A 26,623-nucleotide genomic window follows, 5' to 3' on the forward strand; every position below is an offset into this window, starting at 1 on the left:
AGCGAACGGAGTGAGCGACCGAGTGAGGAGCGCAGCGAGCGTACGCCACCCTCGCGACTGCCCCTTTGAGTCCCGCCCAGCATAGCGACCGCACCTCACACCTCCCCAGCCTCGCGGCTCCCTACGGTCGCCGCGTCCCTCGCGCGTGCTCCTCGCGTCCTTCGGACGCTCGGAGGCACGCGCCGCCGCACCGCCGACCGTTTATAAGCATCTTCGCCGCCGGTTCCCCGGCGAGCGCGTCGGGTACTCGTCCCGTTTATGTCGCTCGCGCCCGTGGTGAGCGTATGCGAAACGTGGACGCCGCGGGGCTGGGGATCGGCGACGACCACCCGCCCCGGATCATGGGCGTGCTCAACGTCTCCGCGGAGTCGCCGTACGACCCCAGCGTGTACGACGACCCCGGCGAGGCCGCGGCGTACGTCGACGAGGAGCTGATCGGCGAGGGCGCCGACATCGTCGACGTGGGTCTCGAATCGGCGAACAAGGACCTCGACGTGCTCTCCGCCGAACAGGAGCTCGAGCGGCTCGACACCGCGATAGCGACCCTCGAATCGACCTCGGGCGACGCGGTCTGGTCGATCGAGACGCGCTACCACGAGGTCGCCGACGAGGCGCTCTCTCGGGGGTTCGACATGGTCAACGACATCTGCGGCTTCGCCGACCCCGAGATGCCTCGCGTCTGCCGCGAACACGACGCGACGGTCTCGAAGATGGCGTCGCCGCCGGATCTAGAGCGACCGGGAGCGATCGAAGATGTCGACGACATTTACGAGGCGCTCTCGATGAACGGCTTCACCGACAAGACCATCCTCGACCCCGCGTTCGGCGGCTGGTCGGTCGAGAAGACCCACGCGGACGACCGCGAGACGTTCCACCGGCTCCGGGAGTTCCGCGGGTACGGCCGCCCCCTCCTCGTCTCGATCAACCGCAAGAGCTTCCTCAAGACCGTCGCCGGCCGCAGCACCGAGGAGGCGCTCCCCGTCTCGCTCGCCGCCACGTCGATGGCGGTCGAGCGCGGCGCCCACGTGATCCGCACCCACGACGTGGCCGAGACGCGCGACGCCGCCCTCGTCGGCGCGGAGTTCGCCCGCGACCGCTTTCGGTCCGACGACTCCGACGCCGTCGCCGTCGAGGAGCTCGACGTGACGACCGTCCGCGAGGCCGAACGCCACCTCGACCGGATCGGCGCGGCGGAGGCGACTCGGGGCGACCGCGGCGCCGCCGGCAACGCGGTCGTCCGCACCTACGAACTGGCCGGACTCGACGACCCGGCGGTCGGCGCGCTCCGCGCCGCGACCGTCGGCGGCGACTCCCCCGTCGCGGCCGCGTTCGCGCTGGGCGACTCGACCCGCGAGCGAACCGAGACGACTCCCTCGGCGACCGACGGCGGCACCGGCGGAGGGGCGCTCGGCGGCGACGACCCCGCGGGCGGTCGCCGCGGACTCCTGATCGGGACGCCCCCCGCGATCGAGTCGGTCAGATCGTCGGTATCAGGTGCCTCGGAGGCGCTCGACGCCGCTCTCGACGGTATCGATCTTCACGTGAGTTAAGAGAAAGTTTATGCCCTCGTGTAGACAACCAATCGACCGGACGCCGGAGGGGCACGCGGGTAGGGGTACTCTGTGCCACTCCGGTCCATACCATATTGTAACCGACGAGCGGCGGCGCCGTTCCGCGCTCGACGCGACGGTCTCCCGGAGCGTGATCCCCCCGTGAACTTCGCGACCTTCGAACCGGCGTACGAGGCGATCCTCGCGGACTTCAGGTTCGACCGCGCGGCCGACGAGCGCGCCCGCGACGCCGCCGCCGACCTCGCGACCCCGTTCGACCTCGACCGCCTCGGCGACTGGGAGGACGAGACCGTCGCCGTCGCGGGCGCGGCCCCCCGTCTCGCCGACGAGGTCGCGCTCGCTCGGGACGCCGACGTCGTCGTCGCGGCCTCCACCGCCGCCGACGTCCTCGTCGACCGCGGCGTCGCCGTCGACTGTATGGTGACGGACCTCGACAAGAACCCGGAGACGGCGGCGAAACTGACCCGCGAAGGCGTCCCCGTCGCCGCCCACGCCCACGGGGACAACATCCCGGCGGTCCGCGAGTGGCTCCCGCGCTTCGCCGACGAGTGGACGCTGGCGACGACGCAGGCGGCCCCCGCCGGACCGGTCCGCAACACGGGCGGGTTCACCGACGGCGACCGCGCAGCGTTCCTCGCCGACCACGTCGGGGCCGGCGAACTCGTCTTCCCGGGCTGGGAGTTCGACGACCCCGCCGTCGACCCGATGAAGGCCCGCAAGCTCGACTGGGCCGCCCGGCTGCTGCGCTGGCTCGAACGCCGCCGCGGCGAGCGGTTCTCGGTGCTGGACGGCCGACGCGAGGAGACCGACGCGGCGCTCCGAGAGGTCATCGGCGACGACATCGGGAACGAGCGCGTCGACGATTCGGTCGGCGGTTAGCGGTTCGCCGCCTCTCGCTCGACCCGCGACTCGGGGAACAGCTCGTCGCCGTCGCGCTCGCCGATCCACTCCGCCAGCTGAACGAGCTGGTCCGCGGCGGCCTCGAACAGGCGCTCGCTCTTCTCCGGCGTCACGTCGGTCGGGTCGCCGAACGCGCCGTTCGCGGAGTTGTCGATCGAGTCGTAGAAGGTGCGGGCGCCGTGGACCATCGTCTCTGCGCTCTCGAGGTCGACGAGACCGCCGTCGCGAGCGTCTTCGAGCCGGTCCTCGCGAACCAGGTCGGGCGCGATGTGGGTGATCATCGCCGTCTCCTTCGGACCCGCGTGCGGGCCGTTGCGCTCGAACAGCTCGTCGACCAGCTCCGGGATCGACTCGTCCCACATCCACTCGACGGCGTAGGCGACCTCGTCCTCGTGGAGCCGGCGACCGACCTCCCGGAGGTGCTGGACGTTGCCGCCGTGGGCGTTGACGAACACCACGCGGTCGATGCCGTGGTACGCGAGGTTCCGCGCGAACGACTCGACGTAGTCCCGGAACTCGGGCGGGTCGACCCACATCGTCCCCGGAAACTGGCGGTGGTGGGGGCTGACGCCGACGTTGATCGTCGGCGTCCGGAAGGCGTCGGAGCGCTCGGCGGCCGCCGTCGCGAGCCCCTCCGCGATCAGGTGGTCGGTCGCGAGCGGCAGGTGCGGGCCGTGCTGTTCGGTCGAGCCGAGCGGGACGAGCGCGACGGAGCCGTCCGACAGCGCGTCGCCCAGCTCCGGCCAGGTGTGGTCCGCGAGGTACATATCTCCGCCTCGCGCGCGACACGTATCAACCCAACCGTCTCGGTCCCGCTCGCCGGCAACGGGGGCGAGGCCTCCCGCCATCGAGCGCGCGGGCTTCCCCGGAGCGCCGGCTCCTCGCGCCGTGTCGACACCCTTTTTGTGTCGTCCGGCCGAACCGGAATCCATGTTCGGAGGCGGCGGCATGAACCCGCGAAAGATGAAACAGATGATGAAACAGATGGGGATCGACGTCGAGGAGCTCGACGCCGAGCGGGTCGTCATCGAGACGGCCGACGGCGACGACCTCGTCTTCGACGGCGCCCAGGTCACCAAGATGGACGCCCAAGGACAGGAGACCTACCAGATCGTCGGGTCGCCCGACTCGGTGGCCGACGCGGGCGGCGGCGGCGGTGCGGCGAGCGCGGTCGAGGGCGACGCCGATCCCGCGCTCGACGACGCGGCGGACGCGGACGACAGTGACGACGGCATCCCGGAGGAAGACGTCAAGCTGGTCGCCCAGCAGGCCGGCGTCTCGAAGGAGGCCGCCCGCGAAGCGCTGGAGGCGGCCAACGGCGAGCCGGCGCGGGCGATCTCGGACCTCCAGTGACGGACGCCGCGTACCTGCTGGTCCACGAGGACCGGGAGTACTTACTGGAGCCGGGCGAGGAGTTCGGCACCGACCTCGGCGTGATCGAGGTCCCCGAGGACGTCGCGGCCGGCGACGAGGTCGAGACCCACCTCGGCACCGTCTTCGAGGTCCGCGCGCTCCGCGGCCCGGATCTGTTCAACCACCTCGAACGCACCGGCGCCCCGATGATGCCCCGCGACGTGGGACTCGTGATGGGGCACACCGGCGCGTCGGGCGGCGACCGCGTCCTCGACGCGGGCACCGGGACGGGGATCCTCGCGGCGTACCTCGGGCGGGCCGGGGCCGACGTGACCTCCTACGAGGTCGACCCCGAGTTCGCCGAGGTCGCCCGCGCCAACATGGCGACCGCGGGCGTCGCCGACCGGGTCGAGGTCCGGACCGGCGACCTCACCGAGGAGCTGGACGCGCTCGCCGAGGGCGAGCCGTTCGACGCGCTCACGCTCGACACGGGCGACGCCCCGGCGGTCGTCGAGCGCGCGGACGAGCTACTCGCGCCCGGCGGCCGCCTCGCCGTCTACTCCCCGTTCGTCGAGGGCACCCGAGAGGCGGCCCTCGCCGCCCGCGAGGCCGGCTTCAGCGAGGTCGAAACGCTCGAAACGATCCAGCGCGAGATGGACTTCTCCGACCGCGGATCGCGCCCCTCCACCGCGGGCGTGGGCCACACGGGCTACCTCGTGTTCGCCCGGGCGCCCTGAGTCTCGCCCCGGAGCCTTCGAGACCGGCGTCTCCGCTCCGACTCGGCGCAACGCTCTTTCCGATCGCGGCTGTCAGCCGCGGTGTGGCTGACGACGACGCCAAAGCCGACTCCCCTCCCGACGCCGCCAGCGACGCTCCCGAAATCCCCAGCGACGCCCCCGAGACCGCCAGTGACGCCCCTGACGCCGCCAGCGACGCCGCCGACCCCACCGGCGCCGCGTCCGGCGACGCCCCGGAGGTCGCCGACCGCTTCCCCCGATCCGACGATCCGCTCGCCGAGGCGGTCGAGGCCGCCCTGTCGGGCCGTTCAGCGGTCGTCGCGGTCGGCGTTCCGCTCCGGCTGCTTCCGCCGCTGCTGGCGGCCCGCGAGCGCTCGTCGGGACCGCCGTGGCGGGTCGCGTGTCGCCCCGGGGTCGTCGACGCGCTCTCCCGCGCGCTCGTCCTCGGCACCGCGGTCGCCGAGGCGGTCGAGACGGACGCGCTCCGGATCCGAACCGGCGAACCGCTCGACCGCGGAACGGGCGGCACGCTGTTTGCGAGTCCCGACCGCGCCGACGCCGTCGTCGGCCCGCGCGGCGATCGGTCGCTCGCGACGACGGCGGTCGGTGACGGCGCGGACGCGGCCGACGACGGCAACCCGCCCGCGGCGCTCGACGGCGCCTACTCGGCCGCCGAGGCGCGGTTCGACGCGGCGGCGGCCGAGCCGGTCGAGATGCCCTCGCGGCGGCGACTGCTCGCCGGCGCGCGAGCGATCCTCGACGACCGCTTCGCGAACGACGTGGCCGCCGTGTTGGAGTCGCTCGCTCCCGGGGAGTTCGGCCGCACGGACGACCTCTCGGACCGGACGCTCCTCGTCGCGCTCGCGGCGCGGCACGATCACCTCTTCCGCGACCTGCGCACGTGGGTCGGGGTCGACGGCGTCGGGATCGCGCCGGCACAGGAGTTCACTCGCGACCGCCGCGCGCTCGTCGAGCGGGAACTGATCGAGTCGATCAAGGTGCCGATGGGACCGGGGCGGCCGATGTTCCGGCTCCGCGCGGTCGACGACGTGCTGTTGCGCGCCCGGCCCGAGGAGGTCCCGAGCGTCCTCGAGGGGCGGTTCGCGCTGCCGACCGATTCGGACGGACGACTCCGTCACGACGCGATCCGCGAGGGGCGCCGGCCGGTCTGGGAGCGCCGGCGGTGGTAACAAGAACTAACTCTCGGCGGCGCACTCACTCGGGTATGACGACGTTCTCCGAGCGGGTCGAGCGGATCTCGATAAGCGGGATCCGCGAGGTGTTCGAGGCGGCCGGCGACGACGCGATCAACCTCGGGCTGGGTCAGCCTGACTTCCCGACGCCGGACCACGCCCGGCGGGCGGCGGTCGACGCCATCGAGTCCGGGAAGGCGGACGCCTACACCGAGAACAAAGGGACTCAGTCGCTCCGAGAGGCGATCGCCGAGAAACACCGCGCCGACCAGGGGATCGAACTCGACCCCGGGAACGTCATCGCCACCGCGGGCGGCAGCGAGGCGCTCCACGTCGCCCTGGAGGCCCACGTCGACGCCGGCGACGAGGTGCTGATCCCCGATCCGGGGTTCGTCTCCTACGACGCCCTGACGAAGCTGACCGGCGGCGATCCGGTCCCCGTGCCGCTCCGCGACGACCTCACGATCGACCCGGCGGCCATCGAGGACGCGATCACCGAGGACACCGCCGCGTTCGTCGTCAACTCCCCGGGCAACCCCACGGGCGCGGTCTCCGCCGAGGAGGACGTGCGGGAGTTCGCCCGCATCGCCGACGAGCACGACGTGCTCTGCGTCTCCGACGAGGTGTACGAGTACACGGTGTTCGACGGCGAGCACTACTCGCCGATCGAGTTCGCCGAGACGGACAACGTCGTGGTCGTCAACTCCGCCTCGAAGCTGTTCTCGATGACCGGCTGGCGGCTCGGCTGGGTGTACGGCTCGAACGAACGCGTCGAACGCATGCTGCGCGTTCACCAGTACGCGCAGGCGTGCGCCTCGGCGCCGGCCCAGTACGCCGCGGAGGCGGCCCTCCGAGGCGACCGCGACGTGGTCGACGAGATGACCGCCTCCTTCGAGCGACGGCGGGACATCCTCCTCGACCGCTTCGCCGACATCGGCATCGACTGCCCGACGCCGCAGGGGGCGTTCTACGCCATGCCCCGCGTTCCGGAGGGGTTCGTCGACGAGTGCCTCGACCGCGGCGTGGTCGTCGTGCCCGGCGAGGCGTTCGGCGAGGGCGGCGCCGGCCACGCGCGGATCTCGTACGCGACCGACGAGGACGAGCTCCGCGAGGCGCTCGACGTGATGGCCGCGGCGTACGCGGCGGCGCGCTGACGGCGGGGACCGCGACGCGGCCGCAACATCTGCCGTGGGATAACCCGAGGACATTACCCCGGGCCGGGAGGTTTCCGCAAGTTATACTGCCGCCGACGGAGTAGCGAGGGGCAATGGACCGGAACATACAGGTCAGCCGCCTCGACCGGCAGGCGGTCGAGGACCAGGAGGTCGAAATCGTCGAGCGAAAGGGGATCGGTCACCCCGACTCTATCTGCGACGGCGTCGCGGAGTCGGTCTCGCGGGCGCTCTCGCAGCTCTACCTGGACCGCGTCGGGAAGGTGCTCCACTACAACACGGACGAGACGCAGCTGGTCGCCGGGCGCGCGGCCCCCGCGTTCGGCGGCGGCGAGGTCGTCGAACCCATCTACATCCTCATCGTCGGCCGCGCCACGAAGGAGTACGACGGCGAGCAGCTCCCCGTCGACTCCACCGCGCTCGCGGCCGCTCGCGACTACCTCTCCGAGGCGATCCCGGAACTGGAGTACGGCACCGACGTCGTCGTCGACGTCAAGCTCGGCGAGGGTTCGGGCGACCTCCAGGACGTCTTCGGCGAGGAGACGCAGGAGGTCCCGATGGCCAACGACACCTCCTTCGGCGTCGGCCACGCCCCCTTGACCGAGACCGAGACGATCGTCCACGAGGCCGAACGCGCGCTCAACACGACCTACCACAACGACCATCCCGAACTCGGTCCCGACGTGAAGATCATGGGCAAACGCGAGGGCGACCGGATCGACATCACCGTCGCCGCCGCGATGGTCGACGCCTACGTCGACGGCCTCGACGAGTACGACGACGCGGTCGAGAGCGTCCGCGAGTACGTGGACGACCTCGCCCGCGAGTACACCGACCGCGAGGTCCACGTCGACGTCAACACCGCCGACGACTACGACGACGGCTCCGTCTACCTCACCGTCACCGGCACGTCCGCCGAGCAGGGCGACGACGGCTCCGTCGGGCGCGGCAACCGCGCGAACGGTCTCATCACCCCGAACCGCCCGATGTCGATGGAGGCGACCTCCGGGAAGAACCCCGTCAACCACATCGGGAAGATCTACAACCTCCTCTCGACCCGCGTCGCCGAGTCCGTCACGAGCGAGGTCGACGGCATCCGCGACCTCCAGGTCCGGCTGCTCTCGCAGATCGGCCGCCCGATCGACGAACCCCACGTCGCGGACGCGCAGATCGTCACCGAGGAGGGCGTCGCGCTCGACGACATCCAGGCGGACGTCCTCGACATCGTCGACCGCGAACTCGCGGACGTGACTGACGTGACCCGCAGCGTCATCGAGGGCGACGTCTCGACGTTCTGAGCGGGTCCGGCGGTCGGTCTCGCCGCCCCGGCCGCGCACCGCCGGACGCACGGGTTCCCGTTCCGCCCCGCCCGACGACCGCAACGGATTTGCGCCGTCCGGTCCGAGGTGCGCCCATGACGCGGGTGTGTCTCCTCGGCGATCCCGACGTGGAGCTCTCCTACGAGCTGCTCTCCCGCCAGACGGCTCGCGACGCGCTCGCCACCTACGCGATCGAGGAACCCTTCGAGAACAGCGTCGCCGTCGACACCGTGAGCCTCGGCGCCGCCGTCTCCCTGCTCAACGACCTCGACTGGTACCTCGTCCGCTTCGTCGAGGAGGCGCTGGTGCTGGAGCCGTCCGTCGCGGAAGACGAGTGGCTCTCCCGGGACCTCGCACGCGAGGTCCGCGACGGCGACGTGCCCCCCGAGGAGACCGACCAGCGCCTGAAGGTGTTCGGTCTCGTCGACGGGCGCCCGGTCGAACCGCTCTTCGTCCGACGGCGACAGGGCGAGACGCCCGAGTACGACCTCCGAGACGTCGACGAGACCCTCGTCGTCCGCGTGAGCGAGTCCGAGTTCTCGGGCTGAGAGCGGCCCCCGCTCCTCACTCGTCGACCACGGCGAGGATCCGCGTCCTGACCGGGTCGACGTCGACCGGTGCCCACGCCTCCACGTCGTAGGTCACGTCGGCGAGCGTCTCCAGACGGTCGGAATCGCCCCCGTCTATCGCCTCGACCGCCTCCTCGCGGAGTCGGTCCAGAACCGCGTCCGCGAGTCGCACGCGGTCGACCTCGCGGTCCGGGATGTCGAGGATGTGCGGGAGGTCCTCGGCGCCCTCCGGGAGCGTCGGGAACGCGGCCGGGCCGACCGCGAGGGCGGTCGATTCCGCGGTGTGGTCCGTCTCGCCGTCGCCCGAGAGCGCGTCGCCGGGAGCCGGCACGAGCGCGTACTCCGCGACCGCGAGGTCGATGGCGGCGTCGATGGCGGCCTCGTCGACCTCGGCGCGCCGCTTGAACGCCAGTTCGGAGAGCGCTCGCGAGAGCTCCGCCCGCGTCAGCCACCCGAACAGGTCGACGACGCCGGCGAGTTCGTCGCGCGCGGCGACGCTCGGCTCGATTCCGTCCGCCATCGTCAGTCCTCCCCCGGCGCCGGTTCCGCCTGAGCGTCGCCCGTCACCGAGCCGTCGATCCGATCGCTCCCGCGGACCGCGTCGAGGTCCGCGCGTGCGGCCTCCCGAATCTTGTCGGGGTCGACCGGGGCGTTCCCCCACGCCGGGAGCCGAGTGTCCGGACCGGGTTCGCCGAGCGCCTCGGCGTACGTCGCCACCTGCGAGCGCTCGTCGGAAGCGTCGTACGAGAGGCCGTTGAAGGCGGCGTCGGCGGCGTAGCCGTCGGTCAGCGTCGCCGCGGCCTCGCGGAACCGCTCGCCGAGATCGTCGTACTCCACGTCGACGCCGGCGTCCTCGACCGCGCGCAGCGTCGCCTCGCCGACCGCGCGGCTCATGTCCGCGAGGCCGGTCGGTCCCTCGACCGAGCGGTGGTCGTGTTCGTAGCGGCCCAGGTCGACCTGCGCGCTGTCGGCGAAGCCGGCGCGGCCGAACGCCTCGCCGAGCGTCCCGACCTCCAGCCCCCAGCCGCGCTGGACCCGGAGCCGCGAAGCGAGGTCGCTCGTCGCCGCGAACTCCCCGGCGAGCGCGTAGCGGAACGCGGAGAGGTACTCGAGCACGTCCGGCTGTCGACCGGGCGCGGCGTCGCCGAGCGCGCGGACGAGCGGCCGGAAGAAGAGCCTGAACAGCCGCCCGTACAGCGAGCCGTCCTCGACGCGGGCGTAGTACCCCTTCGAGAACGCGTAGCCGCGTCCCAGCGGGAACAGCAGCCGGTTCACGAACGCCGGCGAGTAGGTCTTCGTGTCGGCGTCGTGGACGACGACGAACTCCTCGTCGAGCGCGCGGCCGAGGGCGAGCCACACGTCGCGGCCCTTCCCGCGCTCGCCGTCGAGTCCACGCGCCTCCAGCAGCGACGCGAGCCGGGGGCCGTCGCACCACAGCGTCTCGACGTCGAGTTCGAACCCGTCGAGCCACTCGGCGAACGGCCCGGCGCGGTCGGCGGACGCCCGAAGCGGGACGATCACCCGAGCGGGGTCGACGGTCTCCAGCGTCGAGAGCACGCGCTCGGCCGCGAGCGTCCCGTACTCGCGCTCGGTCATCGGCACGACGACCGCGGCCCGGTCCGTCGGGGCGTCGGGCCGGTGGTCGGTCAACGCGTGAAGGGTCGTCACGCGCTCCTGTACGTACTCCATTTACCGATCACACGGGAGCGACGCCCAAAACAGGTGCGGTACCACGGGCGCGTGCCCGGGACTGTGCCGGGCGCTCGTGCCGGGGCCCTGTTCCGAATCAGTCAGGCCGCGCGCGCCGCGCCCGCGGCGCCGCCGGGGACGCGGCCGAGCCGGTACAGGACCGCGTACGCGGCGACGAGGACCGCCAGCCCGCCGGCGAGCGCGAGGAAGACGGCGTCGTACGTCGCGCCCGCCTCGATCGCCTCGCCGACGACCCAGGAGCCGGCCGCCTGCGCGGACATCATCCCCGCGGAGAACATCGCGTACGCCGACGCGCGCGATTCGTCCGGCAGCGACGCCAGCAGGTACGTGTCGCCCGCCGGGAACAGCATGTGGATGGCGAAGCCGACGACGACGCTCGCGGCGATCACCGCCGCCAGCCCCTCGGCGACGACGACGAGGCCGACCCCGCCGACGAACGCCGTGACGATGCCGAGCAGGTACGGGACGTGCGGGAGCCGGTCCGCGAGGTCGCCCGAGACGAGGAACGCCGGCACTCCGGCCGCGAAGATAACCGTCAGCAGGTTTCGAGCGGTCGCCCGCGGCAGGCCCTTGTCGATCATGTACAGCTCGTAGAAGTTGAACAGTCCCTGCCAGACGAAGCTCGTGAGTCCCATCAGCACGACGCCCGCGAGGATCAGCTTCCACTCGCCGCGCGCGGCCGCGAGGAAGTCGGTGTCGCCCGCGCCGGCGTCCGGGAGGTCGGTCCGCTTCGCGAGCGCGACGAACACGACCGTGCTGGCGGCCGCGGCGACCGCCAGCCCGTAGAAGGCGTACCGCCAGTCGTACCACAGCGCGACGGTGACCGCGGGCGCGGCGATGACGGCGGCGAGCTGGCTCGCCATGCCGTGAACGCCCATCACGCGGCCGACGCGCCCGGGGAACAGCTCCGCGATGAACGGGTTCGCGGCCACGAAGTAGACGCCGGAGGCCAACCCGATAGCGAAGGCGGCGACCATCAGCGCGAGCACGCTCGGCGCGAGCGCGACGCCCAGCGCGCCCGCCGTCAGCATCGCGCCGGAGACGACGATCACGCGTCGCCGCGTGAAGCGCGTGAGCGCCCAGCCCGCGGGGATCCGCGGGGCGGCCGAGCCGAGCCACGCGAGCGTGACGATGAGACCGGCGGTCCCCTCGCGGATCCCGAACGCGTCGATGAACTCGCCCACGAGGGGCGCGAACACGACGCGCGCGAAGTTGACGAGGAACACCAGCGCGCAAAGCGATCCGAACAGCCGGGTCCGTGACACGGGTGCGATTCCGCGCGCCCGGACACAAGCGTTGCGAAAGCGCCCGGACACGAGCGTTGCGAAAGCGCCCGGACACGAGCGTTGCGAAAGCGCCCGGACACGAGCGTTGCGAAAGCGCCCGGACACGAGCGTTGCGAAAGCGCTCGGACACAAGCGTCGCGAAGGTGCCCGGGCGCGGACCCGGGAACCGCCCGTCGGTGGTGACGACCGCGCCGCCGCGCCTTCCGTCGGTTTCGGTCGTCGCGTCAGACCGGCGTCGTACGGGGTTTTTATCCGGCCCGACCCCGAACGCCGAGGTATGAAATCCACGCGCAAGGGGCTCCGCGACGGCGACCTCGTCAAGGACACCTACGAGCGGCTCAACTGTGCCGACTGCGACCAGGTGTTGAAAAAGGAGAACGACCCGGACGAGGTGTTCTCGGTCCGGATCTGTCCGGAGTGCGGCGCCCGATTCAAGGAGCTTCGCTGACCGGCACCGTCCCCCGTTCGCCACCGTTCCGCTTCTGCCCCCTCCCCGCGTCTGTCGTCGCCCTCTCTCCGCTCTCCCACCGCGGTCGGTTCGTCGGCGTTCACCCCGCTCGCTCACGACTCGAACGCGGCCGCGACCGACTCCGTCACCGTCTGTGCCTCGTCCGTGATCATCTCGATCCAGCGGTACGCGGTGTACGCTTCGACCGCTCGACGGGCGTGCCGGTCGTCCGCCGCGAGGCTCTCGTCCGGCTCCGCGAACAGCGGGAGGAACTGCGCCGCGAGCCACCGGTTCAGCGGATTCTCGCTCCCCGCGAGCGACGCGGTCGATTCGATCGCCGCGCTGCGCGCCCCGCCGACCGCCTCGGCGTCTCCCGGAAACATCGTCTCGCCGTCCTCGATCCGCGCGGCGACGGCGTCGAGTCCTCGGAACCGAACGCGGGCGAGGAGGGTCCGCGCGAAGGCGGTCGCCGGGTGGTCCGGCTCGTAGTCGTCGACCGGAACCGGGTCGAACCGGAGGTCTTCGAACGTCCTGTGGGCCGCGTTGGAGAGCAGCGAGACGCTCGGCGCGCCGCGCGCGACGGGCCGGTCGTCGAGGAACGCTCCGGTCCCCGGGTACGAGCGGAGGCGATCGGTCTCCGCTCCGTGGAGTTCCCGAAGTCGGTCGCCGATCTCGCCGCCGAGGCGCTCCGCCTCCCGCCGGAGCGGCTCGGCGACCGGTTCCGAGTCGGCGAGCGACGCCCGATACCGGTCGCGGAGGTACCGACCTGCCTCGACGTACGACTGGACTCGCTCGACGTCGCCGACCGACTCGCCGGTCCGAATCGGGTTCGCTCGGTCCGTCGGTCCCGCGCTCCCGCCGACTAGGGTCCGTCGCCGCGACTCGTCGTACCAGCGCTCGATCGGTCCGTAGACCGCGGCGCCGGCGAGCGGCTCCGTCGCGGACCCGGGTAGCGTCTCCAGCGTGTCGGCCGCCCGTCGACGAACCGTCCCGACGTCCGCGGCGACCGCCTCCGGCTCGCCCGCGGCGGTCACGCCGGCCCAGGTGCCGACGGCGGTCGCGGCGTGGTCCCGCGCCGCGGCGTACCGCTCCGCGGCCCGTAGCGGCGGAAGCGACTCCTCGGCGCCCGGAAGCGCCTCGCGGGCAGCCGCCCGCTCCGTCTCGATCTGTTCCCGGATCTCGCCGTTCGGGAGCGTCTCCGCGGTCAGCGGCTCCGGTATCGGGCTGAGCAGGCGGTCGACGCGGTCGGCGAACGCGGCCGCGATCCCGGACTCGACGTCGACGGGGACGAGCCGAGGCCGCTCCGGGACCGGCTCGTCGAACTCGCGAGCGACGTTCCCGACGTCGAGCGACGGCGGGTCGTCCCAGAACCGCGGCTCGCTTTCGCTGCCCGAACAGCCGGCGAGCGAACCGAGCGCGAGCGCCCCGGCGGCCGCGAGCGCGCCGCGTCGGGTGAGTCGGTCCGTCATCGGGAGTCACCCCCCTCGTCGATCGCCGTCTCGTTTCCGGGCACGGTCGCGTTCGCGTCGATCACCGCGTAGTCGGTCCCGGTGGTCTGACAGGGTGCGTGCCCGCTGGAGCCGGAGCCGGTGAGCCGCCCGTCGAGCGCGACCGGAAGCCGGAAGAGCAGTCCGAGGGCGACCCGCGTGTCGGCCTCGCACGCCTCGTCCGGCGGTCGAAGCTCTCGGCAGTACTCGTACTCGACGTGGCCGGGATCCCACGAGACCGACTGAATCTCGAGGCGCTGACACGACTCGACGCCGGCGCGCGCGACGTACACGGTCTCCGCGTCGTAGTCGGTCTCGTCGAGGAACGACCGGACGCGCTCGCGGGCCGCGTCGGCGACGCCCTCGGCGACCAGCAGGTCGGCCGCCCGGGCCGCGCTCGCGACGAGTTCGCGCCCGACGGAGACCGGTTCGCCCTCGTCGTTCGTCTCGCTCCCGTCGACGAGGACGGTCTCGCCGTCCGGGTTCCGGACCTTCAGCACGGTCGGGTCGGGTTCCGTGCCGGAGACCCGTCGCCGGGCGGATTCCGATTCCGGGTCGTCAGCGCCGCCGAGACACCCGCCGAGGGCGCCGAGCGCACCGAAGGAGAGGCTACCGAGGAGGGATCGCCGCGTGGGGGACATGCGCCCGGATTGGACCGGTTCCGACAAACGCTTTGTGGCCTCCGGTTCCCGCGGTCACTCGAAGACGGCGTCGAACGCGGACGCGCCGAGCGGGTCGAACGTGCCGGCCGCGACGTTCTCGCGCACGTGGTCGGGGTCGGTCGTCCCCACCAGCGACGAGGTGACGCCCGGCGCGCTCCGCGCGAAGTTGAGCGCGCGCTGGGCCGGGGTCTCCCCCGCGAGGGTCGCGTCGACCTCGGCGGGGATCGCGCCCTCGACCGCCAGGTCTCCCTGCCCGATGCTCGCGCTCGTCACCACCGAGAGCCCGGCCGCGTGGGCGAACTCGAGCGTCGAGACGGGTCCGTCGGCGTCCGAATCGGGGGGCGCGGGCTGGTTCCGCCGGGTGAACGCGTCCGCCATCGCGACGTTGAAGGGAAGCTGGATCGCCTCGAACCCGTGGTCGTCGTCGGGACCGACCGCCTCGCCGGCCGCCTCGGCCCGCGAGAGGACCGCCGCGAGCGAGAGGTGGTCGTCGGTCTCGGGCGGGACGCGGAACGCGTCCCACGTCGCGACGCCGTAGGCGCCGATATCGCCCGCGGTGCGCCGGCGTTCGAGGGTCTCGAAGGCGGCTTCGAGCGCGTCGTACACGTCCTCCCGCGAGCGGACGGCGAGCTGCGTCTCCGGGTTGTGGACGTAAAAGCAGTCGACCGAGTCGAGACCGAGCCGGTCGAGCGAGCGGTCCAGCGACCACTCCAGGTAGTCGGGCGTCATCGCGTGCGCGCCGTTCGCGAGGTCGTCGGGTTCGACGACCCCCGGATCGACGAAGCGCTCGCGGACGTACGCGCTCGGGTCGGCCGGTCGCTCGCCGTCGAACGGGAGGAATCCCCCCTTCGTCGCGACGACCACGGACTCGCGGTCGACGGGCGCGTCGCGGAGCGCCTCGCCGACGACGCGCTCGGCGCGGCCGCAGCGGTAGTTCGCGGCGGTGTCGACGTGGTTCACCCCCGACCGGAGCGCCAGTCCGATCGACTCGCGGGAGGCGTCGTCGACCGCGGGCGTCGGCTCGCCGAGGTACGTCCCGATCCCGACGCTGGAGGCGACGCCCGGTCCGAACCGCCGGAAGTACGTCCGGCCGAAGGCGTCGCCGAACCGGTTCCGGTACCCCCAGAGCGCCTCGCGAGTCGCCATACGCTTTCCTCGGCGCGGCCGGAATAAAAACCGCCCGCGTCGGTCCCGCCCGATCGCCCGGCGACGGATAGCGCCCTTGACGCGTTCGTGCGACGGAGGTGCCCTCGACGCGTTCGGGCGGATCGCGTGTGCGTCAGACGCTCGCACGACGCAACGACTATACGGATTCCTGCTGTCGGGTCCGGTAATGGCCTCGCTCACCGACCACCTGGCGGACCTCGTCGCGGACGTGGACGCCACGCTGCTGTTCTCGCCGACGAGTTCGTTTCACGAGCGGTTCGCGGACGACGAGGTCGAGGTCGTCGTCGTCGCGCCCGACAACGACGTCGACGCCGAGACGTTCGTCGAACTCCCGCTCCCGTTCGACAACGTCAAAGACCGGATCCGGTTCGGCATCGAGGGCGCGATGGACGAGGGCCTCCTCGCCGAGGGCGACGAGGTCGCCTGCGTCGCCTCCGTGTTCGACGGCGGGTCGGACGCGGTGATCCGCGTCACCGTCGACGAGGGGATCCACACCGGCATCTACGACCTGTTCGTCAACTCCCGGGCGGAGCCGAGCGTCATCCGCGACGTGTTCGAGGTCGCGATCGAACTCGGACAGAAGGGACAGAAGGGGAAGCCGGTGGGCGCGCTGTTCGTCGTCGGCGACGCGGGGAAGGTGATGAACAAGTCGCGGCCGCTGTCGTACAACCCCTTCGAGAAGAGCCACGTCCACGTCGGCGACCCCATCGTGAACGTAATGCTCAAGGAGTTCTCGCGGCTGGACGGGGCGTTCGTCGTCTCCGACTCCGGGAAGATCGTCTCGGCGTACCGCTACCTTGAACCCGCCGCCGAGGGAGTCGACATCCCGAAGGGGCTTGGCGCGCGCCACATGTCCGGCGCCGCGATCACCCGCGACACCAACTCGACCTCCATCGTGCTCTCCGAGTCGGACGGCCTCGTCCGGGCGTTCAAGGCCGGCGAGCTCGTCTTGGAGATCGATCCGGAGGAGTACTGACAGATGTCAGCGGTCCCGACCGCCCTCTCCGAGTTCGTACGCGTCGTCCCCGACCGGCTCTGGCTGGCGCTTTTCGTCCTCGTCGTCGGGCTGGTGTTGGCGTACCTCGTCGGCGTGATCAACCGCCGGCTGCTCCGCCGCGCCGGCGTCCCCGAGGTGATCGAGGGGACGGCCTTCGAGCGGACGGCCCGCGAGTTCGACACCTCGACGGTCCGGATCTTGGCGCAGCTGTCGAGCTACTTCATCGTCGCCGTCACCGTCATCGTCGTCCTGACCGTCGCGGACGTGAACTACCTCGAACAGTTCTGGTCGGGCGTCGCCGCGTTCCTCCCGCGGCTGTTCGTCGCCGCGCTCGTCCTCATCGTCGGCGTCGTCGTCGGCGACAAGACGGAGCTGCTCGTCGCGGAGCGCCTCCGCGGGGTCAAGCTCCCCGAACTCGGCGTGCTGCCGACGCTCGTGAACTACAGCGTGGTGTACGTCGCCGCGCTCATCGCGCTCGGACAGGTCGGCGTCCAGACGCTCGCGCTCATCGTGCTGCTCGCGGCGTACGCGTTCGCGGTCGTGCTGTTCGCCGCGCTCGCGACGAAGGACCTGGTCGCCTCGGCCGCCGCCGGCGTCTTCCTCCTCCTCCGGCAGCCGTACGGTATCGGCGACGAGGTCCGGGTCGCGGGCGAGCGCGGCGTCGTCCAAGAGGTCGACCTGTTCGTCACGCACATCGAGACGGACGGCGAGGAACACGTGGTCCCGAACCACGCGGTGTTCCGGAACGGAATCGTTCTCATCCGAGAGTAGCGTCGCCGTCCCGGCTGAACGCGGCAATCACGGTTTTCCCGTCCCCTCTTCTCACGTCGTGAAAGTCGTTGACACCCTATAACCCGACGCGGCGACAACGTCGAGACATGACTCCCGATACCGCGAGCGTCGCCTGCGACGGCTGGGACGGTAGCGAGTGCGAGGGGACGCCGCACTGCCCGCCGCGCTGTCCGCGGTTCGTCGACAAGGCGGGCGCGCGCTGGACGGTCCGGCCCGCGGTCGACGCCGACGAGCCGTTCCTCGCGGAGATGTACGAGCGGTTCGACCGGGCCGACCGCGCGCAGGGGCTCCCGCCCGTGAGCCGCAGTCGCTGCGCCGAGTGGATTCGGTCGATGCTGACCGAGGGGAACAACGTCGTCGCGGAGCGGGACGGCGAGCTCTTCGGCCACGCGATGTACACGCCGACCGACGCCGCGGTCCCCGAACTCGCGGTCTTCGTCCACCCCGACGCGCAGGACCGCGGCGTGGGGACGGAGCTGTGCCGGCACGTGATCGCCAACGCCGCCTCGGCCGGCCGCGAGGGAATCGAACTCCACGTCGAGACCGGCAACCGCGTCGCCCGGAACGTCTACCGGACGGTCGGCTTCGAGGTCGTCGAGCGCCGCGGGGACCTCCGGATGCGCCTCGACCTCGACGACCCGGTCGCGGCCGAGGTCCGCTGGCCGCCGCTCGCCCGCGAGGGACCGACCGAGTCGCTGCTCGAAGCGCCGTCCGTCGACGCCGCGCCGGCACCGTCGCCGGCGGACGACTGAGGGGCGCGTTCGCCGGCGGACGACTGAATGGCTCCCCGCTGCTTTCGTCTCGTCGCCACCGCAACCGTTAGGCCCCGCCGACCCCAGGGTACCGTAACCGTGGACGACGCCATCGAGTGGCTGCGGAACCGCCCGTTCTACGAGGGACAGATCGCCGACCACCGGCGGCTCCCGGCCCGCGACCCCGAGTTCGCGGACGTCGACCTCGAACCGCGGCTCGCCGACGCGCTCGCGGAGCGCGGGATCGACCGGCTCTACCGCCACCAGGCCGACGCGATCGAGGCGGTCCGGGACGGCGACGACGTCGTCCTCGCGACCGAGACGGCCAGCGGGAAGTCGCTCGCGTACACCGTCCCCGCCTTCGAGGCCGCGATGGATCACGGCGGGCGAACGCTGTACGTCGGCCCGCAGAACGCGCTGATCGCCGACCAGGAGGAGTCGCTGTCGGAGCTCGCGGCCGACCTCGGCTTCGGCAGCCGGGTCTCGGTCGACTCCTACACCGGACGGCTCTCGCGCTCGGAGAAGCGCGACGTACGCGACCGCCGCCCGACCGTCCTGCTCTCGAACCCGGACATGCTCCACTACGCGCTGTTACCGTACGCGGAGCGCCTGTGGGACTGGTTCTTCTCGTCGCTGGAGTACGTCGTGATCGACGAGGTCCACAGCTACCGCGGCGTGTTCGGGTCGCAGGTCGCGCTGACGCTGCGCCGACTCGCGCGGACCTGCGAGCGGTTCGGCTCGTCGCCGGGGTTCGTCTGCTGTTCGGCGACGATCAACAACCCCGTCGACCACGTCGCGACCGTCACCGGCCGCGACCCGGACGGGATCGCCCTGGTCGACGAGGACACGTCGGGTCGCGGACCCCGCGACTGGGTGCTGTGGAACCCGCCGGAGTACGACGACGACTGGCAGGAGCGCGGGAGCGGCCGCCGGAAGTCGAGCCACACGGAGAGCAAACGGCTGTTCGTCGACCTCGTGACCGCGGGCCAGCAGACGCTGGCGTTCACGCGGGCGAGACAGACCGCCGAGCAGTACGCGACCGACAGCGCGAGCGACCTCCGCGAGCGGGGCGAGCGCGACCTCGCCGGGAAGGTGGGCGCGTACCAGGCGGCGCTCACCGACGACCGCCGCCGCGAGATCGAGTCGGCGCTCCACGCCGACGACCTGCAGGGCGTCTGGTCGACGAGCGCCCTCGAACTCGGCGTCGACGTGGGCGGCCTCGACGCCGTGGTGCTCGACGGCTACCCCGGCACGCGGATGTCGGCCCACCAGCGCGCGGGCCGGGCGGGCCGCAGCGACGACCCCGCGCTCGTCGTGATGGTGGGCGGGGAGGACCAGCTCGACCAGTACCTGATGCGCAACCCGAGCGACTTCTTCGACGCGCCGCCGGAGGACGCGATCTGCGACCCCGAGAACGGCCAACTGATGCCCGGCCACGTCGCCTGCGCGGCCGACGAGGACTGGCTCTCGCCGGAGGACGCGCGCTTCTTCGGCGACTCCTTCCCGGGCGTGGTGGCGGACCTGACCGACGATGGCGTCCTGAACCGACGCGAGGCCGCGGACGGCACGCGCTGGGTCCACGCCGGCGGCTCCAGCCCGCAGCAGTCCGTGAACCTCCGCACCGCCGAGGAGCGCGAGATATCGCTGATCGAGCGGTCGAGCGGCGAGACGGTCGCCACCCTCGGCTTCGGGGACGCGCTCCGCGACGCCCATCCCGGCGCGATCTACCACCAGCAGGGCCGCACCTACGAGGTGGTCGAACTGGACCTCGACCGCGACGTGGCCGAACTCCAGCAGTCGTGGGCGGACTACTACACGCAGGTGCGCTCCGACAAGGACATCGTCGTGAACGAGGACCTCGAGGAGCGCGCGCTCTCGGCGCGCGAGGACGTCCCCGTCCGCTTCGCGGACGTCACGGTGACCGAGCAGATCACGGGGTTCGTGCGGAAGGACGCCGCCACCGGGGAGTCGCTCGGCGAGTCGACGCTCGACCTCCCGGAGACGACGCTGCGGACGAAGTCGCTGTACTTCCCCGTGCCCGAAGACGTCGAACGCGAGATGCGGCGCCTCGGTGGCGCGCTCGGCGGCGAGGGCGCTGAGGGGAGCGAGGTCAGTGCCGACGGCGGCGACGTACCTGACTGCGACGGGGCTCCGAACCCCGACGGCGACGCCCCCGACGGCGAACCGATCCCGGGCGGGGAGTACGCGTTCAACGGCGGGATCCACGCCGCCGAGCACGGGATCATCTCGCTTTTCCCGTTCCACCTGCTGTGCGACCGCGCCGACGTCGGCGGCATCTCGACGCCGCACCACCCCCACACCGAGGGACCGGCGGTGTTCGTCTACGACGGGTACCCGGGCGGCGTCGGACTCACGCGGCGCGGCCACCGGCGGATCGAGGAGCTGATGACCCGAACGGCGCGGCTCATCGACACCTGCGACTGCGAGGGCGGCTGTCCCGCCTGCGTCCAGTCGCCGCACTGCGGCAACGGGAACGACCCGCTGGCGAAGGCGCCCGCAGTCAGCCTGCTCGAATCGCTGACGGGCGCCGAGTGATCCGGCCGCGAGGAATCGCCGACGGGATCACCCCGGATCGACAGATCCCTGACCGCGTCCACCAAAAACCCCTTGCTGCCGGGCGCCCACGCCTCCGTCGATGGGAATCGATCTCGACGACGCCGCCGATCCTGCGGCCCGAGCGATGGAGTGGCTCGTCCTCGGCGCGGCGTACTTCCTGCTCCTGTTGTTCCTCATCGGCGTGTTCGACCTGTTCGTCTCCCTGTACCGCCTCCTCGCGGCGGGCGACTTCACCGACCCGGTCGAGGTCGTGGGACTGCTCGACAGCGTCCTCCTCCTTTTGATCATCGTCGAGGTCCACCGGACGCTCGTGGCGTACGCGCGCGGTCAGCCCGTCCTCCGGATCGTCGTGAGCGCCGCGATCATCGCGGTTTCCCGCCGGGTGATCAGCTTCCGGCTGGAGGACTACGGCGGGGGCAACGAGGCGCTGCTCGCGGCCGCCGCGCTCGCCGTGTTGGTGCTCGCGCTCACCGTCGGCTACTTCCTGCTCGACCGGGTGAGCGTCCCGGGGCGACTCGAACTCTGAACTCGGAGCGAACCGGACCTGTCCCGGTCGTCGCCGCGGGGCGTCCGCCGCCGGTCCCGGTGGTTTCACGGTGGACGCGCCCGTGGCGATCCCATGGAGCTGTTCTGGCACCGACGGGACCTCAGAGCCGCCGACAACGTCGGACTCGCGGCCGCGACGGGGACCGGCGACGAGGGCGCAGACAGGGGACCGGCCGCGCCCGTCTTCGTCTTCGACCCCGACGTCCTCGACCACGCGAGCGACGTGCGCGTGCGCCGCCTGCTCGACGGGCTGGCCGCGCTCCGCGAGGACTACCGCGAGCGCGGGAGCGACCTGCTCGTCGCCGGCGGCGACCCGGAGACGGTCCTCCCGCGGCTGGCCGAGGCGCTCGACGCGGAGCGCGTCGTCTGGAACCGCGACTACTCCGGGCTGGCTCGCGAGCGAGACGCGGGCGTGCGGCGCGCGCTCGACGCGGTCGACGTCGAGCGCGAGGCCCACCACGACGCGGTCCTCCACGACCCCGACGCGATCCGGACGAACGCCGGCGACCCCTACTCGGTGTACAGCTACTACTGGAAGAAGTGGACCGACCGCGCGAAGGACGACCCGGCGCCCGCGCCGACCGGCGGTGGGCTCGTCGACGCGAACCGGCTCGCGGACGCGGTCGACGCGGTCGGCGGAACCGACGCGTCGGTTGCGGTCGCGGACGGGGGCGACGCGGAGACCGTCGGCGCCCTTCCGACTCCCGCCGACCTCGGGTTCGCGGAGCCGGACGCCGAGATCGGGCCGGCCGGGACGGCGGCCGCCCGCGAGCGCCTCGACGCGTTCCTCGACGAGGCGGTGTTCGCCTACGAGGCCGAGCGCGACTACCCGGCCCGCGAGGCGACCTCCCGGCTCTCGACGTTCCTCAAATACGGAGAGATCGGGATCCGAGAGGCGTACGCCGCGACCGCGGCGGCGATGGCCGAGGCCGAGTCCGATGCGCGCCCCGACGACGCCCCGGAGGGGGTCGAGGAGTTTCAACAGCAGCTGGCGTGGCGGGAGTTCTACACGCAGGTCCTCTTCCACAACCCCGAGGTGGTGACGGCGAACTACAAGGCGTACGAGGAGGGGATCGCGTGGCGCGACGACCCCGGGGAGATAGCCGCGTGGAAGCGCGGCGAGACGGGCTACCCGATCGTCGACGCCGGGATGCGCCAGCTCCGCGAGGAGGCGTTCATGCACAACCGGGTTCGGATGATCGTGGCGTCGTTCCTCACGAAGGACCTCCTCGCCGACTGGCGGCACGGCTACGACCACTTCCGTGAGCACTTGGCCGACCACGACACCGCCAACGACAACGGCGGGTGGCAGTGGGCGGCCTCGACGGGGACCGACGCGCAGCCCTACTTCCGCATCTTCAACCCGATGACGCAGGGGGAGCGGTACGACCCCGACGCGGAGTACATCACGGAGTACGTCCCCGAGCTTCGGGGGATCGACGCCGACCTGATCCACGAGTGGCACGAGCTGTTGCCCACCCAGCGCGCGAACGCGGCGTCGGAGTATCCCGCGCCGATCGTCGACCACTCCGAACGGCGGGAGGAGGCCTTGGCGATGTACAAGCGAGCGCGGGGCGAGGACCCAGAGGAATAAGTGGAAACTGTCGAGGGTCACGTCATCGTTCGGGTGACGATATCTGCCGTCGCTGCGACGACGAACACCTCCAAAGCCTCAGCCGCTCGGTTATAACTGAGTGATAACGGATCGACTGTGACCATCTCCAAAGCCCCAGCCGCGAGGGCTCGCGCGCCTTGCTGTGCGCCTCGCTCAGTCGCTACCGCTCCTTCGCTGCGGTGCTTACTGCGGCGTGCTTCGCCCTCGCGGCTGCCCCTTTGAGTCCCACCCGGCCGCACCGCAACCGCACCTCACACCTCCCCAGCCTCGCGGCTCCCTTCGGTCGCCGCGTCCCTCGCACGCGCGGTTCGCGCTCTCCGAGCGTTCACCGGCGGACGCCACCGCACCGCGGTTTCTATTTAAAACAGCGCCTCGCTCTCGTCGAGGACGCGCGCCGGCCCGCCGACCTCCCAGACGTCGGTGTCGATACCGATCTCCGCGATCCGGCTCTCGACCTCGTCGACGTGGTCGGCGAGGGTGTTCACGTACACCGACGCGCCGGTGTCCGTCGAGAAGTAGACGGGGACGCCCGACTCCCGGAGTTCGCGAACCGCGTTGAACACCGCGATCGTCTCGGGCTGCCAGTACACCCAGCCCGACGGGCCGGTCATCGTCGTGGCGGTGAGGGAGAGCGAGTCGTGCTCGGCCGTCTCGAAGATCCGGTCGAAGTCGCCCGCGCGGAGCGCGTCCGTCATCTCGACGAGCTGGTCCTGGACGTGGGCGGTCCGCGCCTGCATCATGTGGCTCGCGGCGGCCTCGCGGTGGGCCTCCTCCGTCTCCTTGTACGCGGGGACGTGCGCGGCGACGATCCGCAGGTCCTCCTCGGGGTCGAACCCGTCCTCGCCCACGCCCACGTCGAGCCGGTAGGAGCGGCAGTCCTCGTCGTTGAGCCCGGCGTCGAGCCGCGAGTACGCGCCCGTGACGGCGCGGGCGGCCGAGGAGGAGCCGCGGCGGGCGACGGTGGATACCTCGGGGAGCGACATGTCGAGTCCGGCGGCTTCCACCAGGGCGAGCGCGGCGGCCGCGAACCCTGACGACGAGGAGCCGAAGCCGATGTTCGACGGGAAGGAGTTCTCGCTTTCCAGCCGCACGGCGGCGTCGACGCCGGCCAGATCGCGGACGTGGTCGACGACCATGTCGATTCGCTCGGCGGCGCGCCCGTCGACTTCCTCGTCGCCGATGACGTAGGTGTCCTCGCTCGCGTCGGGCTGCCACTCGACGGTGGTCGTCGTCGCGGTCGGCGCGGTACAGAGGCTGATGCTGTCGTGGTATGGGAGCCGCAGTTCCTCGTCGCGCATCCCGTGGTACTTGACGAGCCCCTGGATCGGGTGGGCTCGCGCGGTGGCCTTGCCGGTCATACCTCGGGAAGCGTCCGGCGGGGGATTAGTCGTTGCGATGAGCGGGAGGGAGAGTATGACAGGTGCGATTGCGACACGATGAGTCGATCGAGAGAGAGAGATGCGGTGGCGCGTGCCTGCGAGCGGCCGCCCCCGGCGGCCGCGAGGAGCACGCGCGAGGGAGTCGATGGTCCGGAGCGAAGCGGAGGACCATCGACGAGGCTGGGGAGGCGTGAGGTGCGGGGCGGTCGGGTGGGACTCAAAGGGGCAGCCGTGAGGCGGGCGTAGCCGACGTAAGCACTGGAACGAGGAGCGAACGCAGTGAGCGACCGAGTGAAGCGCGCAGCGAGCGTACGCCCGCCTCACGGCTGGGGCTTTGGAGGCGTCTGCCGGTGATCCGCGATCAGTTATTCATGAACAAGACGTATCACGATCACTCCGAATTCCGAAGCAGCAGATAGATCACGACGACCAACAGCATCACGTCCAGCCCCGCGATCACCGTCAGCGGGGTGCCGAACCCCCACTGCCACGCCCAGTCGTTGTCCCGGGCCGTCGCGTCGTTATACATCCATCTGCCGAGCGTCGCCCAGAGGACGAGCAGCACCGCCAGCAGGAACAGTTCGTCGCGGACGACGGTGGCGCCCCAGATTCGATACGTCGGTAGCTGCGCGACGGAGGGTGCGAGGACCATCGATGCGTTCGGATATTCGTCCCGTTTATAAAAAACCGGTATCGGAAAATTACCTCTGACCGGATAACTCACCACCTCCCTCTCCCGCTTCCGTCCCCGCGACGGCGACGCGATCGAGGGGAACCCTTTTTGACCGGCCGGCGGGTACTCCGCGCCATGACCGAGTACACCGTCGAGTTCGTCGGCACCGACGAGACGATCGAGGTGACCGACACGGAGACGATCCTCAGCGCCTGCTTCGAGGAGGGGATCGCCCAGGAGTACTCCTGCCGCGTCGGGATGTGTCTCGCCTGCTCCGCCGAGATCGTCGAGGGCGAGGTGACCCAGCCGGCGGCCCGCGGTCTCACCGACGAGGAGGCGGAGAACTACGCGCTCACCTGTATGGCCCGCCCGCAGTCCGACCTGAAACTGGATCGCGGGAAGTACCCGCCGAGCATCGAGGACGACGCCGCGGTCTCCGCGGAGGACGGCGACGGCGCGGCCGCGGACGACGACTGAGAACGCGGCTATTCGACCCGACCGATCCGAATCGCCCTCTCCGTCAACGCCGTGCGAGGCAGGGCGGACGGGTCAGTCGAGTTCGGCTTCGAGCTTCGGATTGCGGTTCGTCGTGGGAATGTCGGACTCGATGAGCGCTCCGCACGCGTCGACGAACTCGGCGTCTCCGATCTCGCCACAGAGGACGTGTGTCTCCGCTTCGGTGGTGATGTACACGTCGATCACGTCGCGGTTCGAGTGCGACAGGAAGTCGTAGGTGGTGTTCCAGCCGCCGACTGCGAACAGCGACAGGAACGCGACGAGCGCGATTTCGGTTCGGGTCTCGACCTGCCCCTGGTAAACGAGAACGGCCGTTCCGACGGTGAGGACGAGCGAGACGAGGAGAAAGAACAGGCCGAGGAACACGTGTCGATGGAGACTGGTGTCCCGGTCGAACTCGACGTGTATCGCGTCGCTGACGGGAATCGATACCGCGGCGTCCGCTCCCGGTCGGGCGTACGTGAGTTCCCCGTCGGACGCGGCAAACACCGCCGTGTCCTCGCTGTCGATGATGTATTCGTCGACGTGTGCTTCCGTTTTGAAATCCATGGCAGGCGGGGTGTGTCGTGGTGATACCGTCGCCTGCCCGGTATGTAATCTTTGATACCTGTCCGGTTCCGTTCGTTTCGTCGGTATCCGGAGTATACGACCTACCGAGCACTCCTCTGCGACTCGTCGAATCCCCGCCGTTCGGATCCCTTGACCTACATCGCGACCGCGACGGCGTTGAACAGAACGAACACGCCGACGAGAGCGAGGAGGGCGCTCGCGACGGCTCGACGGGGGTGTTCGCGACGGAACGTCCCGGCGAGACCGTAGGGGACGCCCAGACCGAGCGTCACCGCGAGAAACGTCGCGATGTTCCGGAGAAGCTCGACTCCGGCACCCGGATAGCCGCCGGGCGTTCCCATCGTCGCCAGAAACCCGACGAAGGTCGCGAGACCGATACTAACCGCTCCCCAGGCGGCTAAGAGGGTGATTTCCCACCAGACGACTGTCTTCGCGAATCGGACGTACGCGACCAGCGAGGTCGCGAGCGGGAGCGCGAGGACGGCGAACAGCTGGAGGTTCGAGCTTCGAAGCGGGGACCCGGGGACGTTCGCGACGGGGAGGACGATTCCGAGGGCGATCAATCCTATCAGGACACCCGACACTATACGGGTGTCAGGCGTTTGTCTGGAGGGCGCCATACGCGGGTGTCT

Annotated in this window: 27 protein-coding genes; 16 read left to right on the forward strand and 11 right to left on the reverse strand. The window is 71.2% G+C overall.

The window, feature by feature from the left end:
* The first annotated feature begins 284 nt into the window (after positions 1–284).
* On the forward strand, positions 285–1,550 hold the full coding sequence (locus J2744_RS00440; RefSeq protein ID WP_209543077.1) for a dihydropteroate synthase: 1,266 nt from the start codon (positions 285–287) through the stop codon (positions 1,548–1,550).
* Positions 1,551–1,712: 162 nt separating this feature from the next.
* Positions 1,713–2,450, forward strand: a complete 738-nt coding sequence (locus J2744_RS00445) for a 6-hydroxymethylpterin diphosphokinase MptE-like protein (protein WP_209543079.1) — start codon at positions 1,713–1,715, stop codon at positions 2,448–2,450.
* Here J2744_RS00445 and J2744_RS00450 read toward each other — a convergent pair.
* Positions 2,447–3,238 (reverse strand): creatininase family protein, encoded by a 792-nt coding sequence (locus tag J2744_RS00450; RefSeq protein WP_209543081.1) that lies wholly within the window; start codon positions 3,236–3,238, stop codon positions 2,447–2,449. The genes J2744_RS00445 and J2744_RS00450 overlap by 4 nt on opposite strands.
* Positions 3,239–3,401: 163 nt before the next feature.
* Here J2744_RS00450 and J2744_RS00455 point away from each other — a divergent pair, with 163 nt between their 5' ends.
* The 6 genes from J2744_RS00455 (at position 3,402) to J2744_RS00480 (ending at position 8,793) form a co-directional block, all read left to right on the forward strand.
* A complete protein-coding gene (locus tag J2744_RS00455; protein WP_209543083.1) occupies positions 3,402–3,824 on the forward strand; it encodes a nascent polypeptide-associated complex protein in 423 nt (140 codons plus the stop codon).
* Positions 3,821–4,561 (forward strand): methyltransferase domain-containing protein, encoded by a 741-nt coding sequence (locus tag J2744_RS00460; RefSeq protein ID WP_209543085.1) that lies wholly within the window; start codon positions 3,821–3,823, stop codon positions 4,559–4,561. Before J2744_RS00455 ends, J2744_RS00460 begins: the two co-directional genes overlap by 4 nt.
* A gap of 83 nt (positions 4,562–4,644) precedes the next feature.
* The gene (locus tag J2744_RS00465; protein ID WP_209543087.1) at positions 4,645–5,751 is read left to right on the forward strand and encodes a transcriptional regulator TbsP domain-containing protein; all 1,107 of its coding nucleotides are present in this window, start codon (positions 4,645–4,647) and stop codon (positions 5,749–5,751) included.
* 35 nt (positions 5,752–5,786) lie between these two features.
* Complete coding sequence (locus J2744_RS00470) at positions 5,787–6,908, forward strand: pyridoxal phosphate-dependent aminotransferase (protein WP_209543089.1); 1,122 nt, start codon at positions 5,787–5,789, stop codon at positions 6,906–6,908.
* A 113-nt stretch (positions 6,909–7,021) separates the two neighbouring features.
* Positions 7,022–8,224 (forward strand): methionine adenosyltransferase, encoded by a 1,203-nt coding sequence (locus J2744_RS00475; RefSeq protein ID WP_209543092.1) that lies wholly within the window; start codon positions 7,022–7,024, stop codon positions 8,222–8,224.
* A gap of 116 nt (positions 8,225–8,340) precedes the next feature.
* Complete coding sequence (locus J2744_RS00480; protein WP_209543093.1) at positions 8,341–8,793, forward strand: DUF5804 family protein; 453 nt, start codon at positions 8,341–8,343, stop codon at positions 8,791–8,793.
* 16 nt (positions 8,794–8,809) lie between these two features.
* Here the strand turns inward: J2744_RS00480 and J2744_RS00485 are convergent, their stop codons facing one another.
* From J2744_RS00485 to J2744_RS00495, 3 genes are all read right to left on the reverse strand, one after another.
* Positions 8,810–9,334, reverse strand: a complete 525-nt coding sequence (locus tag J2744_RS00485) for a DUF7109 family protein (protein WP_209543095.1) — start codon at positions 9,332–9,334, stop codon at positions 8,810–8,812.
* A 2-nt stretch (positions 9,335–9,336) separates the two neighbouring features.
* Positions 9,337–10,503 carry a glycosyltransferase family protein gene (locus J2744_RS00490; protein WP_209543097.1) on the reverse strand — a complete coding sequence of 389 codons (1,167 nt, stop codon included), beginning with the start codon at positions 10,501–10,503 and terminating at the stop codon, positions 9,337–9,339.
* Positions 10,504–10,604: 101 nt separating this feature from the next.
* The gene (locus tag J2744_RS00495; RefSeq protein WP_209543099.1) at positions 10,605–11,789 is read right to left on the reverse strand and encodes an MFS transporter; all 1,185 of its coding nucleotides are present in this window, start codon (positions 11,787–11,789) and stop codon (positions 10,605–10,607) included.
* Positions 11,790–12,087: 298 nt separating this feature from the next.
* Here J2744_RS00495 and J2744_RS00500 point away from each other — a divergent pair, with 298 nt between their 5' ends.
* The gene (locus J2744_RS00500) at positions 12,088–12,258 is read left to right on the forward strand and encodes an HVO_0758 family zinc finger protein (RefSeq protein ID WP_209543100.1); all 171 of its coding nucleotides are present in this window, start codon (positions 12,088–12,090) and stop codon (positions 12,256–12,258) included.
* Positions 12,259–12,371: 113 nt separating this feature from the next.
* Here J2744_RS00500 and J2744_RS00505 read toward each other — a convergent pair whose 3' ends face one another.
* Genes J2744_RS00505 through J2744_RS00515 form a run of 3 tightly spaced genes read right to left on the reverse strand, consistent with a single transcriptional unit; the run spans position 12,372 to position 15,553 of the window.
* Complete coding sequence (locus tag J2744_RS00505) at positions 12,372–13,727, reverse strand: hypothetical protein (RefSeq protein WP_209543102.1); 1,356 nt, start codon at positions 13,725–13,727, stop codon at positions 12,372–12,374.
* Positions 13,724–14,386 carry a hypothetical protein gene (locus J2744_RS00510; RefSeq protein WP_209543103.1) on the reverse strand — a complete coding sequence of 221 codons (663 nt, stop codon included), beginning with the start codon at positions 14,384–14,386 and terminating at the stop codon, positions 13,724–13,726. Before J2744_RS00510 ends, J2744_RS00505 begins: the two co-directional genes overlap by 4 nt.
* Before the next feature lie 54 nt (positions 14,387–14,440).
* On the reverse strand, positions 14,441–15,553 hold the full coding sequence (locus tag J2744_RS00515; RefSeq protein ID WP_209543104.1) for an aldo/keto reductase: 1,113 nt from the start codon (positions 15,551–15,553) through the stop codon (positions 14,441–14,443).
* 187 nt (positions 15,554–15,740) lie between these two features.
* Between J2744_RS00515 and dacZ the strand changes: the two genes are divergently transcribed.
* The 6 genes from dacZ (at position 15,741) to J2744_RS00545 (ending at position 22,832) form a co-directional block, all read left to right on the forward strand.
* Complete coding sequence (dacZ, locus tag J2744_RS00520; protein ID WP_209543105.1) at positions 15,741–16,550, forward strand: diadenylate cyclase DacZ; 810 nt, start codon at positions 15,741–15,743, stop codon at positions 16,548–16,550.
* Between the two features lie 3 nt (positions 16,551–16,553).
* Positions 16,554–17,342: a mechanosensitive ion channel family protein gene (locus J2744_RS00525; RefSeq protein ID WP_209543106.1), complete on the forward strand. Its 789-nt coding sequence runs from the start codon at positions 16,554–16,556 to the stop codon at positions 17,340–17,342.
* A 107-nt stretch (positions 17,343–17,449) separates the two neighbouring features.
* The gene (locus J2744_RS00530; protein WP_209543107.1) at positions 17,450–18,115 is read left to right on the forward strand and encodes a GNAT family N-acetyltransferase; all 666 of its coding nucleotides are present in this window, start codon (positions 17,450–17,452) and stop codon (positions 18,113–18,115) included.
* A gap of 99 nt (positions 18,116–18,214) precedes the next feature.
* The gene (locus J2744_RS00535; protein ID WP_209543108.1) at positions 18,215–20,671 is read left to right on the forward strand and encodes a DEAD/DEAH box helicase; all 2,457 of its coding nucleotides are present in this window, start codon (positions 18,215–18,217) and stop codon (positions 20,669–20,671) included.
* 100 nt (positions 20,672–20,771) lie between these two features.
* Positions 20,772–21,218: a phosphate-starvation-inducible PsiE family protein gene (locus tag J2744_RS00540; RefSeq protein ID WP_209543110.1), complete on the forward strand. Its 447-nt coding sequence runs from the start codon at positions 20,772–20,774 to the stop codon at positions 21,216–21,218.
* 93 nt (positions 21,219–21,311) lie between these two features.
* Positions 21,312–22,832 (forward strand): cryptochrome/photolyase family protein, encoded by a 1,521-nt coding sequence (locus tag J2744_RS00545; protein ID WP_209543112.1) that lies wholly within the window; start codon positions 21,312–21,314, stop codon positions 22,830–22,832.
* 380 nt (positions 22,833–23,212) lie between these two features.
* Here J2744_RS00545 and mvaD read toward each other — a convergent pair whose 3' ends face one another.
* Positions 23,213–24,211 (reverse strand): phosphomevalonate decarboxylase MvaD, encoded by a 999-nt coding sequence (mvaD, locus tag J2744_RS00550; protein WP_209543113.1) that lies wholly within the window; start codon positions 24,209–24,211, stop codon positions 23,213–23,215.
* 412 nt (positions 24,212–24,623) lie between these two features.
* Positions 24,624–24,884, reverse strand: coding sequence for a hypothetical protein (locus J2744_RS00555; RefSeq protein WP_209543114.1), 261 nt, complete (start codon positions 24,882–24,884; stop codon positions 24,624–24,626).
* Between the two features lie 156 nt (positions 24,885–25,040).
* Here J2744_RS00555 and J2744_RS00560 point away from each other — a divergent pair, with 156 nt between their 5' ends.
* Positions 25,041–25,382 carry a 2Fe-2S iron-sulfur cluster-binding protein gene (locus J2744_RS00560; RefSeq protein ID WP_209543115.1) on the forward strand — a complete coding sequence of 114 codons (342 nt, stop codon included), beginning with the start codon at positions 25,041–25,043 and terminating at the stop codon, positions 25,380–25,382.
* Between the two features lie 72 nt (positions 25,383–25,454).
* Here the strand turns inward: J2744_RS00560 and J2744_RS00565 are convergent, their stop codons facing one another.
* Complete coding sequence (locus tag J2744_RS00565; protein WP_209543116.1) at positions 25,455–25,970, reverse strand: hypothetical protein; 516 nt, start codon at positions 25,968–25,970, stop codon at positions 25,455–25,457.
* Between the two features lie 155 nt (positions 25,971–26,125).
* Positions 26,126–26,611, reverse strand: coding sequence for a hypothetical protein (locus tag J2744_RS00570; protein WP_245203109.1), 486 nt, complete (start codon positions 26,609–26,611; stop codon positions 26,126–26,128).
* Between the last annotated feature and the right edge of the window lie 12 nt (positions 26,612–26,623).

Origin of the sequence: Halorubrum trapanicum, from assembly GCF_017873555.1 — an archaeon.
GTDB lineage: Archaea > Halobacteriota > Halobacteria > Halobacteriales > Haloferacaceae > Halorubrum > Halorubrum trapanicum.

Excerpts from the sequence above, each read along its gene's own strand:
- J2744_RS00440 (WP_209543077.1), top strand. The coding sequence starts at position 285 with ATGCGAAACGTGGACGCCGCGGGGCTGGGGATCGGCGACGACCACCCG.
- J2744_RS00450 (WP_209543081.1), bottom strand. The coding sequence starts at position 3,238 with ATGTACCTCGCGGACCACACCTGGCCGGAGCTGGGCGACGCGCTGTCG.
- J2744_RS00455 (WP_209543083.1), top strand. The coding sequence starts at position 3,402 with ATGTTCGGAGGCGGCGGCATGAACCCGCGAAAGATGAAACAGATGATG.
- J2744_RS00470 (WP_209543089.1), top strand. The coding sequence starts at position 5,787 with ATGACGACGTTCTCCGAGCGGGTCGAGCGGATCTCGATAAGCGGGATC.
- J2744_RS00475 (WP_209543092.1), top strand. The coding sequence starts at position 7,022 with ATGGACCGGAACATACAGGTCAGCCGCCTCGACCGGCAGGCGGTCGAG.
- J2744_RS00480 (WP_209543093.1), top strand. The coding sequence starts at position 8,341 with ATGACGCGGGTGTGTCTCCTCGGCGATCCCGACGTGGAGCTCTCCTAC.
- J2744_RS00485 (WP_209543095.1), bottom strand. The coding sequence starts at position 9,334 with ATGGCGGACGGAATCGAGCCGAGCGTCGCCGCGCGCGACGAACTCGCC.
- J2744_RS00490 (WP_209543097.1), bottom strand. The coding sequence starts at position 10,503 with ATGGAGTACGTACAGGAGCGCGTGACGACCCTTCACGCGTTGACCGAC.
- J2744_RS00500 (WP_209543100.1), top strand. The coding sequence starts at position 12,088 with ATGAAATCCACGCGCAAGGGGCTCCGCGACGGCGACCTCGTCAAGGAC.
- J2744_RS00505 (WP_209543102.1), bottom strand. The coding sequence starts at position 13,727 with ATGACGGACCGACTCACCCGACGCGGCGCGCTCGCGGCCGCCGGGGCG.
- J2744_RS00510 (WP_209543103.1), bottom strand. The coding sequence starts at position 14,386 with ATGTCCCCCACGCGGCGATCCCTCCTCGGTAGCCTCTCCTTCGGTGCG.
- J2744_RS00515 (WP_209543104.1), bottom strand. The coding sequence starts at position 15,553 with ATGGCGACTCGCGAGGCGCTCTGGGGGTACCGGAACCGGTTCGGCGAC.
- dacZ (WP_209543105.1), top strand. The coding sequence starts at position 15,741 with ATGGCCTCGCTCACCGACCACCTGGCGGACCTCGTCGCGGACGTGGAC.
- J2744_RS00525 (WP_209543106.1), top strand. The coding sequence starts at position 16,554 with ATGTCAGCGGTCCCGACCGCCCTCTCCGAGTTCGTACGCGTCGTCCCC.
- J2744_RS00530 (WP_209543107.1), top strand. The coding sequence starts at position 17,450 with ATGACTCCCGATACCGCGAGCGTCGCCTGCGACGGCTGGGACGGTAGC.
- J2744_RS00540 (WP_209543110.1), top strand. The coding sequence starts at position 20,772 with ATGGGAATCGATCTCGACGACGCCGCCGATCCTGCGGCCCGAGCGATG.
- J2744_RS00545 (WP_209543112.1), top strand. The coding sequence starts at position 21,312 with ATGGAGCTGTTCTGGCACCGACGGGACCTCAGAGCCGCCGACAACGTC.
- mvaD (WP_209543113.1), bottom strand. The coding sequence starts at position 24,211 with ATGACCGGCAAGGCCACCGCGCGAGCCCACCCGATCCAGGGGCTCGTC.
- J2744_RS00555 (WP_209543114.1), bottom strand. The coding sequence starts at position 24,884 with ATGGTCCTCGCACCCTCCGTCGCGCAGCTACCGACGTATCGAATCTGG.
- J2744_RS00560 (WP_209543115.1), top strand. The coding sequence starts at position 25,041 with ATGACCGAGTACACCGTCGAGTTCGTCGGCACCGACGAGACGATCGAG.
- J2744_RS00565 (WP_209543116.1), bottom strand. The coding sequence starts at position 25,970 with ATGGATTTCAAAACGGAAGCACACGTCGACGAATACATCATCGACAGC.
- J2744_RS00570 (WP_245203109.1), bottom strand. The coding sequence starts at position 26,611 with ATGGCGCCCTCCAGACAAACGCCTGACACCCGTATAGTGTCGGGTGTC.